Source organism: Actinoplanes sp. SE50/110 (assembly GCF_900119315.1).
GTDB lineage: Bacteria > Actinomycetota > Actinomycetes > Mycobacteriales > Micromonosporaceae > Actinoplanes.
Map to the genome: position 1 here is coordinate 6,300,297 of NZ_LT827010.1, position 13,635 is coordinate 6,313,931.

The 13,635-nt window shown below is 69.9% G+C and carries 11 protein-coding genes; 10 read left to right on the top strand and 1 reads right to left on the bottom strand.

Going from position 1 to position 13,635, the window contains the following annotated elements; all coding sequences use genetic code 11:
• The first annotated feature begins 405 nt into the window (after positions 1-405).
• The 10 genes from ACSP50_RS28215 (at position 406) to ACSP50_RS28260 (ending at position 11,313) form a co-directional block, all read left to right on the top strand.
• Positions 406-2,121 (top strand): hypothetical protein, encoded by a 1,716-nt coding sequence (locus tag ACSP50_RS28215; protein ID WP_043512346.1) that lies wholly within the window; start codon positions 406-408, stop codon positions 2,119-2,121.
• Positions 2,122-2,233: 112 nt separating this feature from the next.
• Positions 2,234-2,623 carry a YbaB/EbfC family nucleoid-associated protein gene (locus ACSP50_RS28220; RefSeq protein WP_014692715.1) on the top strand — a complete coding sequence of 130 codons (390 nt, stop codon included), beginning with the start codon at positions 2,234-2,236 and terminating at the stop codon, positions 2,621-2,623.
• A complete protein-coding gene (locus tag ACSP50_RS28225; RefSeq protein WP_014692716.1) occupies positions 2,620-2,943 on the top strand; it encodes a type VII secretion target in 324 nt (107 codons plus the stop codon). Before ACSP50_RS28220 ends, ACSP50_RS28225 begins: the two co-directional genes overlap by 4 nt.
• A gap of 79 nt (positions 2,944-3,022) precedes the next feature.
• Entirely contained in the window at positions 3,023-3,724 is a 702-nt protein-coding gene (locus ACSP50_RS28230; RefSeq protein WP_014692717.1) for a hypothetical protein, read from the top strand.
• 5 nt (positions 3,725-3,729) lie between these two features.
• The gene (locus ACSP50_RS28235) at positions 3,730-4,329 is read left to right on the top strand and encodes a hypothetical protein (protein WP_014692718.1); all 600 of its coding nucleotides are present in this window, start codon (positions 3,730-3,732) and stop codon (positions 4,327-4,329) included.
• A gap of 6 nt (positions 4,330-4,335) precedes the next feature.
• Positions 4,336-4,794 (top strand): SitI3 family protein, encoded by a 459-nt coding sequence (locus tag ACSP50_RS28240; protein ID WP_014692719.1) that lies wholly within the window; start codon positions 4,336-4,338, stop codon positions 4,792-4,794.
• An 85-nt stretch (positions 4,795-4,879) separates the two neighbouring features.
• Entirely contained in the window at positions 4,880-6,589 is a 1,710-nt protein-coding gene (locus ACSP50_RS28245; protein WP_014692720.1) for a DEAD/DEAH box helicase, read from the top strand.
• Positions 6,590-7,878: 1,289 nt separating this feature from the next.
• Entirely contained in the window at positions 7,879-9,810 is a 1,932-nt protein-coding gene (locus ACSP50_RS28250) for a DNA/RNA helicase domain-containing protein (RefSeq protein WP_014692721.1), read from the top strand.
• Positions 9,811-10,087: 277 nt separating this feature from the next.
• A complete protein-coding gene (locus ACSP50_RS28255; protein ID WP_014692722.1) occupies positions 10,088-10,444 on the top strand; it encodes a hypothetical protein in 357 nt (118 codons plus the stop codon).
• 26 nt (positions 10,445-10,470) lie between these two features.
• Positions 10,471-11,313, top strand: coding sequence for a hypothetical protein (locus tag ACSP50_RS28260; RefSeq protein WP_155123646.1), 843 nt, complete (start codon positions 10,471-10,473; stop codon positions 11,311-11,313).
• A 125-nt stretch (positions 11,314-11,438) separates the two neighbouring features.
• Here ACSP50_RS28260 and ACSP50_RS28265 read toward each other — a convergent pair whose 3' ends face one another.
• A complete protein-coding gene (locus ACSP50_RS28265; RefSeq protein WP_014692724.1) occupies positions 11,439-13,598 on the bottom strand; it encodes a hypothetical protein in 2,160 nt (719 codons plus the stop codon).
• Positions 13,599-13,635 lie beyond the last annotated feature (37 nt).

Below are 13,635 nucleotides of genomic sequence, written 5' to 3' on the forward strand. Positions count from 1 at the left end.
CCTGAGCCGGATCCGCCGCCCGTGCCCGATCCTCCGCGGCGATCCAGTCCCTGGGCCTCGCCCGCGCCCCCGCGGAAACCGCCCACCGTCACGCCCCCGCCGCCCGACCCGCAGATCTTCGTGCCGCCGCCGGCCACCACTCCGGTTCCCACCCGGTCCGTTCCGGCCGCCCCGCCGCCCGCTTTCGCCCCGCCGACCTTCATTCCACCGGCCCGTGTCGAGCCGCCGCGCATCGGGCCGGAGCCGCGCCATCCGACCCCTCTGCAGGCGCCACCCCGCGCTCCCGAACCGGTCGCTCCCGCGCCCTTCGTGCCGCACCAGCGCACCGCTGCGCCGGCGCACCTGCCGGCCCCTCCCCCGCCGGTCGCACCCGCCGTTGCGGCGCCCTCCCGGCCCCCGTCCCGCTTGCACTCCCTGCTGATCTTCCTGGCCCTGCTGATCGCCGCGACCGCCGCCGGCGGACTCCTTTTCCTGCGCAAGGAACCGGACCGCGCCCCCGACCCGAAACTGGCCGCCACGCAGGCCGCCACCGCGCTGCGCGAGCAGGACGCCGCCGCCCTGAAAGTGAGCTTCTTCGACCAGTCCGGGCTCGATGTCACCGGCGATCTGACGATCGCCAGAGGCGGTGCCACCGCCGGCACGCTGACCGATTCCGGCGGCGGCAGGGCCGACTATCTCGCCTCCGGCTCGGAGGCCGCGGTCCGCGGCGACCAGGATTGGTGGGCACGTCGCGATCCGGCCCGGATCGGCGTTCTGAAAGACGCTTGGGTACGCCCTGAGCACTACGCGTTTCCTCTCGACGGGGCCGGGCTGGACCCGGGAGCGCTGGCCGGGCTGGTCGACTGGGTGCGCGCCGCCGGCGCGTCAGCCCCGGACGCCGACTCGGTGGCCGGCAAACCGGCCGTCGGACTGCGCCGCGACGGCTGGACCGTGCTGTTCAGCCGGTCCAGGCCGTACCGCCTGCTGTGGTTCGGCGGACCGCTGCAGAACGGCACGCCGCTCGCCCCGACCATCAACGGATCGCCGAGCGCGCCCACCCCGCCCTACGTGAGCGTGCTGGTCGACCCGAAAGCCCCGGCCGTTCCGCAGGTCACCGTCCCGGACGCCCGGGAGGAGCAGAAGACGCCGGCCCGGCTGCCCGCCTTCGACGTGACGGTGAACGCGGCGACCTGCCGCACGGTCACCTGCTCGTGGACGGTGACCGCCACCAATGTCGGAAAGGTCGCCTGCGACGCCTCGGTGATCGCCTCGGTCACCCCGGGCATGCCGGAGACCCGGGTGGCGGCACTCGGCACGGTGCCGCCCGGCGCGAGCCGGACGACCGCCCGGATGACGTTCCCGAACCCGGCGCCGACCAACCGGAACGTGTCCGCCGACTACCGGGCACAGGCGTACTGCCCGGAGATCTACGGGCCGAACCTGAAACTGATGCGCCGGCTGCAGGAGAGGGGGCTGGTGCCCGGGCGGTCACCGACGCTGAGCCGGCTCGACCCCAGCCAGATGCCGGCCATGCTGTTCACCCTCGACGCGATGGCCGGCGCCGGGAGATTCGACGCCGACCGGGCCACCGAGGAGATGGAGAAGGCGATCACCGCGGGCGCGCTGCCGGAGATCGGGGAACTGGTGCAGTCGCGGCGACTGGCGAACCCGGAGGTTCTCTACGGCAAACTGGCGAACCTCATCTTCGAATACGACACGGCGGCGCCCGGCACGCCGGTCAGAGAGAAGACCGGATATCGTCGCGAACTGCAGATCGCGGCGGGGATCCTGCGCCAGGACCGGGACGCGACGGTGACCCTGGACGGGGGCGGCATCGACATCGTCGTCCGGACGGCGGGGTCCCCGACGTACGCCATCCAGGCGAAGTCGGTGAGCAGCGAGTCGATCGCGGAGAACCTGCGCCGCGCCGCCGAGGACCTGCGCGCCCACGCGCCGGCCGGCGCGTCGAAGGTCGCGCTGCTCTATGTGGAGGCCCCGGCCGGCTACGCCCACGCCGCCGGCCGCGACCGCTTCGAACGGGAGTTCACCGCGGTGAACGCCGACACGTGCGCCGCCGGGCTCGACCGGATCGAAATCGTCAACCAGGGTGGTGACCAGCGCTTTCCCGGCTGCACCCGATAGTTATCCACAGGCCGCGCATTGCCTGTCGCGGCGCGGTCACCGATCGCCTACCTTGAGTTCCGGCCGGCCAGCCAGATCCTCTCCGCTGTTTCACGACGACGAAGGAACTCGCATGGCTTCGAACACGGAACCCCTGCTGGACCCCGACGCGGCGCTCGATCAGGTGCGCGCCTGGCAGGGCGAGATCGACCGGATGCTCGCCCGCACCAGGACGATGAGCCTCCGGATGCGCGAGCTGCGGGTCACCGCGAGCGACCCCCGCCACCTGGTCGAGGTCACCATCAACTCGTCCGGTGCGCTGCTCGACATCCGCTTCGGCCCGCGCCTGCCGCAGTACGACCCCGTCCACGTGGCGCGCATCGTGATGGCGACCGTGCAGACCGCGCGGCGGCAGGCGCTCCGGCTCACCCGGGAAATCATCGACGAGACCGTCGGACCCGACTCGACCGCCGCCCGCGAGATGATCATCAGCACGGCGGAGAGCCTGGGCGAGCCGGCATGACCGCCGGGCCGGACGGCCTGCTCGTCGACGCCGGCCAGCTGCGCCGGCACGCCGCGAATCTGCGGGCGCTGCACGACCGGTTCGCCGCCGTGCGCGCCGCGAGTGGGTTCATCACCCACGATCCGCACGCGTACGGGCTGCTGTGCAGCTGGCTGCCGGCGCTGCTCGCGGCCCGCCACCGGCGCCAGGACGAGCTGGTGGCGTACGTCGCGGAGAACCTCGACATCCTCGCCGGGCACCTGCACGCGGCAGCCACCGACTACGAGGCCAGCGACGACCGGTCGGCCGCGACGATCCGTACCGCCGGCCGCTTGATCTGACCCTCTCCGCCAGTCCCCACCCTCTGTCGCGCCCGATTCTTGTCACGCTCCTTTCTTCTCGGATGCCGGGTGATCTACCGTGACCAGCCCCTCCCTCGTCGCCGTGGCGGACTCCGGCGGCGATGCCGCCCTCGACGCCACCATGGTCGGCGACCTCGACGGACTCATCGCCACCATCCGCGGTGGCGACTGGATCGACACGCTCCTGGCCGGCGCCACCACCGGAGTCGACGTGGCGTCCACCGCGATCGACCCGTGCGGCGCCCTGCTCGCCAACGGCCTCGGCTGGGCGATGGAATACTTCCAGCCCCTGCGCCACATGCTGGACATGCTCACCGGCGCGCCCGGCCGGGTCGCCGCCCACGCCGCCACCTGGCAGCACATCGCCGCCGACCTGGACGGCACCGCGGCCGACCTGAAGCGGTCCCTGCACGGCGACCTGCCCGACTGGCAGGGCGCCGCGGCCGGGGCGTACGCCGCGATGATGTCCCACAATGTCGCCGCACTCTCCACGCTGAGCGGGACGGCGGCCGCGATGTCCGCCGCGACCGAGGCCGCCGGAAACCTGGTGGCCTTCACCCGGGACCTGGTGCGCGGGCTGATCGCCGACCTGGTGTCACGGTTGGCGGTGTGGGCGGCCGAAGCCCTCGCGGTGGTGACCATTCCGGTGGTGGCGACGCAGATCGTGGCCGCGGTGGCGACATGGGCGGCGCGGATCGTGGGGTACACGACGGCGTTGACGACCAGCCTGACCAACCTGTCGCATCTGATCGACGGCTGAGCGGGATGCCTCACCCGAAGGACCACGACGGCCCGGGGCCCGGCCACCGCCCGCACCACCAGGGGACCGGGTCCGCCCGCAGCATCGGCGGCGGCCACGCGGACGCCACCCGGATCGCCGGTCTGGGGCGCACGCACGGGCCGGTCCCGCCCTTCACCGCCGGGCCGCCGCTGACCCGCCCTTCACGGACGCCCGACCCTGGTCTGCGCCCCACCGGCAACCGCACCGGCGCGCATCCGTTCCGCCCGGAGGATCTGGGGCGGCGCCGCGAGGACGAGGCCGCCGCCACCCTGGCGCGGAACGGTTACCAGGTCGAACAGAACCCGCCTACCAGAGCGAACGGAAGGAATCCCGACTACCGCGTCGAGGGTGAATACGTCGATTGTTACGCCCCGAAGAGCGACAATCCCGAAAAGGTCCGCAACAGCCTCAGCAAGAAATTGCGTGACGGACAGGCCAAGCGCTTCGTCCTCAAGATGGAGGACACGTCGTGCTCGCTGGAGGAGATAGCCGCGGTGTTGCGCCGGAAGCCGATCCGCGGCCTGGAGGAGATAATCGTGGTGAGGGACGACAAGATCATGCCCTTCTACCCCTTTGGTGAGTGACCGGCGATGGCTACCGAATACATCGTGCAGAGCGACGCCGACGTCCGTTCCGACGAACTGACCGGGTTCTTCGAGTCGACACTCGGCGAGCTCGCCACGGACCGGACGATCGTCCTTCCCGGCCTGTTCGTGACGCCGGACCGGCCGCCGGAGGACGAGCGCGACGAGACAACGCGCCGCCTGGGTTTCGATCACCGGGTGACCGCCACGTTCCGGTTCCACAATCTGGCCGATCCGCAGACCCGTGATCACAATGTCGCCGTCATGGTCGGCGCTGTCCTGGCGTTCTACGACCGTTTCGGGGGAAGCGGCGCGCTGTTCTACAACGACGACGTGCTGACCGTCCAATGGACGCCGCGGGAGATCGTCGTCAACCGGGACTGGACGGAGTTCTTCGAGATCGATGCGGTCGTCGCGGTGATCGGTGACCGCCCGGTCCGCCACCTGGGGCAGCCCCTGCTGTGACCTCTACCGCAGCTCGCGCTCCCGGCCGGGCCGGGGGTACTGCCGGAGATGCTGTCCTGCGGGCCGGTCCGTATCCTTGTTCCTCATGGACGAAGACCTCGCGAACAGCACCGACGGAGGCTTCGCCGGCCTGGGACTGCGCCCCGAGCTGCTGCGTGCGCTCACCGACCTCGGCTATGAGGAGCCCACCCCGATTCAGCGGGAGGCGATCACCCCGCTGGTCGCCGGCCACGACCTGGTCGGCCAGGCCGCGACCGGTACCGGCAAGACCGCCGCTTTCGCTCTGCCGCTGCTGCAGAGCCTCACCCCCGGTTCGGCCGACACTCCCACCGCGCTGGTCCTGGTCCCCACCCGGGAGCTGGCCGAGCAGGTCTCCCAGGCGGTGCACCGGTACGGCCGTGATCTGAACGTGCGGGTGCTGCCGGTCTACGGCGGCCAGCCGATCAGCCGCCAGCTGCAGGTGTTGCGCCGCGGCGTCGACGTGGTCGTCGGCACCCCGGGCCGCGTCCTCGACCACATCGAGCGGGAGACGCTGCGGCTCGACGCGATCCGCACCGTCGTCCTGGACGAGGCCGACGAGATGCTCGACATGGGTTTCGCCGAGGACATCGAGGCCATTCTGGCCGAGACCCCGGCGGAGCGGCAGACCGTCCTGTTCTCCGCCACGATGCCGCCGCGCATCGACGCCATCGCCCGCCGGCACCTGCGTGACCCGCTGCGCATCCGGATGGGCCGCGACACCGCGGCCGCCGACGCGCTGCCCTCGGTCCGCCAGAGCACGTACATGGTCGCCCGCCCGCACAAGGCCGCCGCCCTGGGCCGCATTCTGGACGTCGAGATGCCGGGCGCCGCCATCGTCTTCTGCCGCACCCGCGAGGAGGTGGAGGAGGTCACCGAGTCGCTGAACGGCCGGGGCTACCGCGCGGAAGCCCTGCACGGCGGCCTCAGCCAGGATCAGCGTGACCGGGTGATGAGCCGCCTGCGGGCCGGCACCACCGAGCTGCTGGTCGCCACCGACGTCGCCGCCCGGGGCTTGGACGTCGACCTGCTCACCCACGTCATCAACTTCACGGTGCCGTCGGCCCCCGAGGCGTACGTCCACCGCATCGGCCGCGTCGGCCGGGCCGGCCGCACCGGCGCCGCCATCACCCTGGCCGAGCCGCGCGAGCAGCGCCTCCTGAAAGCCATCGAGCGTCTGACGGGCCAGCGCATCGTCGTCGAGAAGCTCCCCTCGGTGACGGACCTGCGGGCCCGCCGCCTGGAACTGGTCCGCTCCACCGTCCAGGAGGCCATGGACGCCGACGACCTGGACCGTTTCCGCTCGGTTCTGGCCTCGCTCACCGCGGACGCCGACCTGGAGACGGTCGCCCTGGCCGGCCTCAGACTGCTCCACGAGGCCAACGGCGGCGACGTCGACGAGCCGGAGATCCCGTCGCTGTCCCCGGGCCGCGATCCGGACCGCCGCCCCCGCGACACGGACCGCTCCCGCGACTCCGACCGCCACCCCCGCGACGACCGCTACACCGACCGCCGTTCCGCCCGCAACCGCGGCTCCTTCACCCAGATCTTCGTCGGCCTCGGCCGCCGGGCCGGCCTACGCCCCCAGGACCTGGTCGGCGCCATCGCCGGCGAGGCCGGCCTCCCGGCCCGCGACGTCGGCTCCATCCAGATCACCGACCGTTTCGCCCTGGTCGAGGTCCCCGAAACCGACGCCGACCGCGTCATCCGAGCCCTCTCCCACAGCACCATCCGAGGCCGCCGCCCGACCGTCCGCCGAGACCGCCCCCACCGCTGACCTACCTACCCGGCGACCTTCCTCTTCCACCCTTGTCGCTCGATAGCGCCCCAACAGGTGTCGCGCGACAAGGGTGCAAAGAGGTGATGGCGCCAGGGAGTAGCGGATGAGCTTCGCTCTCCGGGAGCCGCAGGTCAGTCGCGAGATCGCAGCACGGCCCGGCGATATCACCCACCGTTGAGCCAAACGATCAGGAACGGTGGCCCGGATCCGCTCCAAGTCTCTGCTCATCACCACGGTCCACAGCTGCTCCGCACCGCAGCGGCCGACAAGGCGAGCCATCGCCGAATAGACCAGCAACACCACCCGCCTGTCCCCGGTCCGCCGTAGATCAGCGGTCAACTCCCTTCGGCCGGGGCCGGCGCGCAGGGCATGTACACCACTGGTGAAACGCCGTCGCGTCACGCATCTCCGCCTCCCGTCAACAGCGCCGGATCAGCCAGCACGCCCGACACGGGACTCGGTTCGACCCGTGACAACGCAACGACGCCGGTAGTCACCGGGCTCCAGCCTCTGTTGAAGGACCACATGGCCCTCCGCCGCGGCGAATCTTCCCAGGTCATCCACCCGGAACGAGCCGAGTTGGCACCACCAGGGCTGCCTTCTCCGCTCCGCCGCCGAGGCCTCTTGCAAGTACGGCGTGACCAACCCGCCGAGTTACCCATCAGCTTTGCCATTCACCTTGATCAGAACAGAAGTCCGGATTGGCATTCCACCACGTAGCAGGGCAGCCCCGACCGGCCGATTCCGATGGGTGCGCCCAGGTGGGCGCGCCTGGCAGGTGGAACCATCCGTATCCCGCCGCGCGGCCAGCTCCGATAACGCCTCGTTGCGGTGGTGACAGTGGTGCTCTACACCCCAGAGCGACGCACTGACGGGCTGCCCGACATCGCCATCCGGAACAGTGCTGATCATTGCTGATCTTCAAGGAACCGAACTAGCGGCCGATGCAACACGATTGCTCAACCAACGCGACGAACCTCAACGCCAATCAGGCTTGCCGAACAGCTTCCCTACAACGCCTGACCATAGTCACAAGACCACCTGCGGAAAGACAAGTTGGCGTAAGTCCACTAGTAAAAACAATAAAGTCCGACCATGATACGGGGCAGGACGATCGACAGCACCGGATTCAACAAGACATCAGGCTCCCCGAGGGAAAGCTTCAGGCCCCGGCTGCAACAGTTCATGTCGCAGCCCGACCGGGAACATTCATTCAGCTCAGAGAACGGTCGATCAGCGACGTCTTTCCCGGTTGCCGACGCGGCGACAGAAAAGGCGGGCAAACAATGACTGCCGGTGGCGCATGGGCACCGCTGGAAGTATATCGGACCGCTGACGATCTGGTGCGACGCCGCAATAAGCTGATCAAGGAAGTCGAGGATTGCTACAAGAGAGCCCACCCGAACGGCTCGGGCCCCTCGAGAAGCGAAGTCCAGTCCTGGCGCGAGAGCCTCTACGAAGTCGCCACCACCCTTGTCGATTCGGGCCTGGGGCAGGTCTGGATGTTCATCGAGTACCGCGTCGCCCCGGACATGAATCCCATCGATGTTGTTCTTGCCGGAAGTCACCCGGTGGACGGCCTGAGCTATGCCGCCCTGGAATTGAAACAATGGGGTTCCGTCGAACGACCCACTCTGTCACATCCGGCCGGCCTCTGCGCCTCCTGCAAGGCGGCCGGAAATACTGCGCTTTGTGAGCGGTGCGCCGTCGAGTGCGTCTACGCCCCTTTTTACAGTAAACACAAAAAGCATCCCGCGATTCAGGTGCGCGACAATCTGATCGCACTGAAAAAGTATCACAGCATGTTCGACGATCGCTACGTCAACCTTGTCGGAGCGGCCTACCTGCACAACCTCAAGGACGAACAACACCAATGGATAAGTAACGTCGCCCCGTGCGGCGACATCCCGACCTTCACAGCCCGGCAACCCGACTCCCTCCGAGAGTTCCTTACCAGAAACTTCGGATCCGGAGCCGGCACCAGGGCCGCGCAATCACTGCTTGAACGCCGCCGCACGAATCTTCCGATCACCAGCGAGCTGGGCGCCGTGGTGGACGGGCACACGCGGTTCAGCCTGATCGAGAATCAACTGCACGCCGTAACGAGCGTGATGGACTCGCTGCGCGCGACGACATCGTCCGGCGCAAAGAAGGTGTTTGTCGTAAGCGGTCGCGCAGGGACCGGGAAATCACTGATCGCGCTCACTCTGCTCGGAAAGGCGATCGAGAACCAGTACAAGGTTCGCTACGTCTCCGGAGGAATCGCGTCACGCGAGACTTTCAAACGCGCCTCAATCGGCCACCGCCCGGCTTTCACCACCTTGAACAATGTCGCCGACAACATTGGCGTGAACGAGCAGGATCTGATCCTTTGCGATGAGGCGCACCGGCTTACCAGGCAACCGATGAGAGGGTCCTACTCGGTACGCCCCGGCGAAACGTCTGTCGCCGTGGTCGTCACACGCGCCAAGGTGCCCGTCTTCTTCATCGACGGTGACCAGCGCCTGTTCGCTGACGAAGTCTGGAGCCCGGAAGCCCTCAAACGAGAAATCCAGCGCTTGGGTGCCGAAGTCGTACCGATCGCCTTGGACAGGCCGTTGCGCGCGGTGGGCAGCGCGACGTACGACACGTGGATCCAACGGCTCTTGACCGGTGATCCCGTCCCATGGAACGCCGACGCTGACTCTGACCCCGAGCCCTTCGAACTTTATTACGCCACCAGCGCAGCGCGGATGGAGTCCTTTCTGCATAGCAAGGAAGCCTCGGGTGCCAGTGCCAGGATCAGCGCCGGCATGTGTTGGAACTGGACCGACGACACCGGAACGTTCCCGGATGTCGCCCCTGACGCCGGCTGGGCCCGCCCCTGGAACGCAGGCGACAACCACAAGACACCCGGCGTGCCGAAACGGCGATTCTGGGCGACCGAGCCTGGGGGCTTCGGGCAGATCGGGTGTGTACACACCGCGCAAGGTCTGGAGTACGAGTGGGGCGGAGTGATCATGGGACCGGACCTGACCACCGACGGCCGCAGGTGGCGGGTCCACCGCGAGCATGTGCTCAGCAAGGCGAACAGAATCGGTGACGACGAGGAGCTGCTACGGGCGATCTGCAACGCCTACGGCGTCCTCATGACTCGTTCGATCCGCGGCACCGTGCTGTATTCGGTCGACCCGGCCACCCGACAACTCTTCGCTGATCTGGGCCTCAGCCGGATTTGAGAGGTCAGCGGCCGTCGGTTCGGGCCCGCTGGCGCTGGCGGCCGCTGACAATCAACCGCCGGTGAGCAGGTGCGACGACTCACCGAGCACAGTTCCTCAAACTGTGGCTAAAGTTGGTCGCCCTGCTCGCCGAACTCACCGGAGCCTGCCTCTGAAAGGCGGCCCCTCACCCGTTCGGAGCGGCCGGGCGCGGTGAACGACAGCCGGTGCGCGGAGGAAACGACCGGCTGCGGCTGTTCAGTCACGGTCCGGACGAGCCGATGCCTTCGCCGAATGGGTGCTCGACGACACCGAGGCGTTGGCCGACCAACCGGTGCGCGGCTGGTCCTGTGTCGGGCTGCTCATGTTCCACGACACGACGACCGGCATCGAGCCGCACGACGTGGCGGCGCTGGCGGCCGGGGCGCATGGGATCAGCCGGACCACCGGGGCGGTTCTCGGGCAGGGCGGCTTCACCGATGTGACGATGCACCACCAGAACGATCACCTGACGGTGTACGGGATCGGGGAGCCGGCGCCGCTGGTGGTGATCGGCGAGGGCGGCCTGAACATCGCCCGGTTGCACCTGGAGGCGCGGCCGGTCACGAATCGGCTGTCCGAGATTCTGCAGATTTGCCCGGCACACCACAGGTGACATCGACTTGCGCCATCATGGTGACCGTGATTCATCAGGCGGCGGTGAACATACCGGATCTCGATGACGGGTTCCGGCTCAAGGCCCGCACCATGCTCACGGTGGCGATCCCGATGATGTACGAGCAGTTCACCGCGCATCTCGACGTGGCCTCGATGCGGGCCGACGGGTTCGGTTCGGTGATCACGTATGCCGGGTTCCGCCGATTCCCGGTGCCGCTGCCGGTCAGCGCCACGCTGTCCGTGGACGTGCTGACCCGGCAGGTGGAGCTGTCCGGCAGGGGGCTGGGGCAACGGTCCAGCCGGCTGGGCTTCGAGTGCGAATACACGTTCCGCTGCCGGCCGGGCACCGGCGACCCGTCCCGCTATCGGGAGTCAATTTCGGACACCGAGGTGGTATGTGGGCAGGTGCGGCTGCTGCTCACGACGATCCGCCGGGACGGTGCGCCGGGCAGCCGCGTGGTCGGTGCGCCGCTGCCGCAGACCCGGCACATGGACGTGCACGTCCTGCCGGATCCGCACCCGTCGGTGGCGGACCTGGCGCCGGTCGACGGTGAGATGATCGCCGAGGGCGAGCGGAGCGGGGTGTTCGGCCGCCAGCACACCGACACCGGTCAGATCGTCTTCACCGGTGAGTACCTGGCACTGCTGGAGGATCACCTGTCCGGGCTGGCCGCCGATGCCGGGCTGCCGATCTCCGCGGGTGACGCCGGGCGGATCGCGGTCGTCTTCCGGGAGGCGTTCCGGGCCGGTGACCGGTTCACGCTGCGCGGGCAGCTGTGGCGCGACGGCGACCGGCACACCGCGCTGATCGGCATTCACGCGGCAGGCGCCGAGCGCCCGCACATCTTCGGCCGCCTCCACACCTAACCGACAAATCCAACAAATACTATTTTGTACGCCATGAGCACCGCAGCCGCGCGCACCGACGGCCGGCGACCCCGCCAAGCCGCGACCCCGCCGCGCAGCGACCACCACCGGACCCGACACCCCCGTCAGGACAAACTCACGATCCCGTCCACGCTCATCTTCGGATGCTTCGCCGTCGCCTGGTTCACGAACGTGACGGTGTGCTTCCCCGCCCCCGACCACACCAGCGTGTAAACGAGCCGCCGGCTGCTGACCACCCCGTTGTACAGCGTGATCGACCCGAACTTCGCCCCGTCCACGTAGACGTCCACCGCCCCGCTCCCGCTGTCCCGGGTGCCGATCAGCCCGACCGCCCGACCGGTGAACGTGTACGACACGGCCGCCCCCTTCGCCGTGCTCGTCTGCTCGCTGCCGCCGAGCAGCGACCTGCCGCTGACGGTCCGCCACGCACCACTGAACGTGCCGCCCCTGGTGTTCAGGCTGGCCGTCGTCCACGCCCCGGACACCGTCCCGGTGTGCCCGATCCGGTCGGCGACCGCCAGCTGCCACCGGGTCTTGACGCCCGGCTTCGCCGTCGCGTCGATCTGCCGCACCGAGGTGCCCAGGGTGCTGTACGTCGCCCCGTCCTGCGCGATCCGCTGCCGCGCCACCCCGTTGGCGTCGGTCAGCCCCCAGGCGACCCGCACCGGGATGCCGCCGGTGGTGACCTCCGCGCCGACCCGCGGGATCGCGGCCGGTGCCGGGGTGCCGGCCGGGGCGGTGCCGTCCACGGTCACCGTGATCGCCGGGGTGCGGCTGGCGTTGCCGTACGGGTCGGTTGCCACCGCCTGCAGGGTGTGCCGCCCGTCCGGGACGGCGACCGGGGTCGCGGTCGCGGTGCCGGACGCGGTCGCCGCGACCCGGCCGTCGACGAGGACGGTGATCGCCGCGACCGTGCTGTCGTCGGTGACCGGGGTCCAGGTGACCGTGCTGGTGGTGCTGGTCAGCGAGGCCCCGGCGGCCGGGCCGGTGAGGGTGAACGCGGTCGGCGCGGTGGTGTCGGCGACCCCGCCGACGGTGACCGGCAGGCCGTCGGCGGTAGCCACCCCGGTGCGGATGCTGAGCGCGCCGCCCGGGTCGTTCCAGCCCTCCCCCGGCTTGAGGGTGATCGTGCCGTCCTCCGGGTGGTAGCTCACCAGCTGGTGGTCGTGGGCGTAGCCGCTGTCCAGCGTGGTGTCGGTGAACCGGACGGCGAGGCCGGTGCCGGACCGCGCGTACGGCTGGTCGAGCCGTCCGCCGTCGCGGTACTCCAGGTAGTAGGTGCGGGTGCCGGCGGTGACGGTGAGCTGCCGCAGCCCGGTTCCGCCGGAGAGCGGCGCGAGCACGACCCGTCGGCCGGCGGCGGCCGGCTGGGTGCCGCCGTCGCCGAGCAGGCCGAGCTGGTCGAGGTGGGCGGCGGTCAGTTCGCCGGTGGCCCGACTGCCCATGATGTCCCACGGGTCGGCATAGCCCTCGACCGTGCAGTTCGCGGAGAGCGGCACCGGGGTCTGCCGGGCCGGCTCGGCGTAGCAGTGGTAGCCGTCGCTGTGCCACAGTCCCAGGTTGTGCCCGAGTTCGTGGCCGAGCACCTGGGTGGTCTTGTACCCGTTGAGCCAGACGAACTGCCCGCCCACGTAGGCGAGGCCGGCGAAGCCGCAGGTCGCGTCGTAGGGGTAGTAGACGACCAGGTGGTGGAACCGGTCCTGGGTGACCGCGCCGGCCGCGTCGCGGGCCGCGTTCTCCAGGGCGGCGGTGTCACAGCCGGTGGCGGTGAGCTTCTGCGGGGCGAGGACCCGGTCGACGGTGAACCGGACCGCGCCGCCGGTCACCGTGTCGTAGTACCGGTCGACGCTCGCGGTGACCGTGGTGAAGTCGGCGGCGGTCGGCAGGGTCGCCGGGTCGGTGCCGGCCGACCCGTGGACCGGGACGAAAACCAGGTGATGAGTTCCGGACACCGGGGAGGTGCCGGCGGCGATGCCGGTACGCCGTGCCAGCCCGCTGACGGTGCCGTCGGCCCGCCGGGTCAGGGTGACCCCGACGCCCGGGGTGATCCCCTCGGCCAGACCGCCCGGCACGTCGACGGTGGCGCCGCCGTCGGTGCGGACCGTGGTCCGGACGCGGTCCGGGCCGGCGCCGAACGTGTCGGCCACGGTCTGCTGGAGCACGCCGGTGGTCGTGGCGGTGGCCGGAGCGGCGTGCGCGGCGGCCGGGGTGGCCAGCAGCACGGCCGCGCCGAACAGGGCGGATCGCCGGATGCGGGAGCTCATGGCGCTCCGAATCGGCAGCGGGTCCCCGGACTGGAGT

Coding starts and splice junctions, on each gene's coding strand:
- ACSP50_RS28220 (WP_014692715.1), top strand. CDS start 2,234: ATGGCTTCGAACACGGAACCCCTGCTGGACCCCGACGCGGCGCTCGAT.
- ACSP50_RS28245 (WP_014692720.1), top strand. CDS start 4,880: ATGGACGAAGACCTCGCGAACAGCACCGACGGAGGCTTCGCCGGCCTG.
- ACSP50_RS28265 (WP_014692724.1), bottom strand. CDS start 13,598: ATGAGCTCCCGCATCCGGCGATCCGCCCTGTTCGGCGCGGCCGTGCTG.
- ACSP50_RS28240 (WP_014692719.1), top strand. CDS start 4,336: ATGGCTACCGAATACATCGTGCAGAGCGACGCCGACGTCCGTTCCGAC.
- ACSP50_RS28225 (WP_014692716.1), top strand. CDS start 2,620: ATGACCGCCGGGCCGGACGGCCTGCTCGTCGACGCCGGCCAGCTGCGC.
- ACSP50_RS28250 (WP_014692721.1), top strand. CDS start 7,879: ATGACTGCCGGTGGCGCATGGGCACCGCTGGAAGTATATCGGACCGCT.
- ACSP50_RS28235 (WP_014692718.1), top strand. CDS start 3,730: ATGCCTCACCCGAAGGACCACGACGGCCCGGGGCCCGGCCACCGCCCG.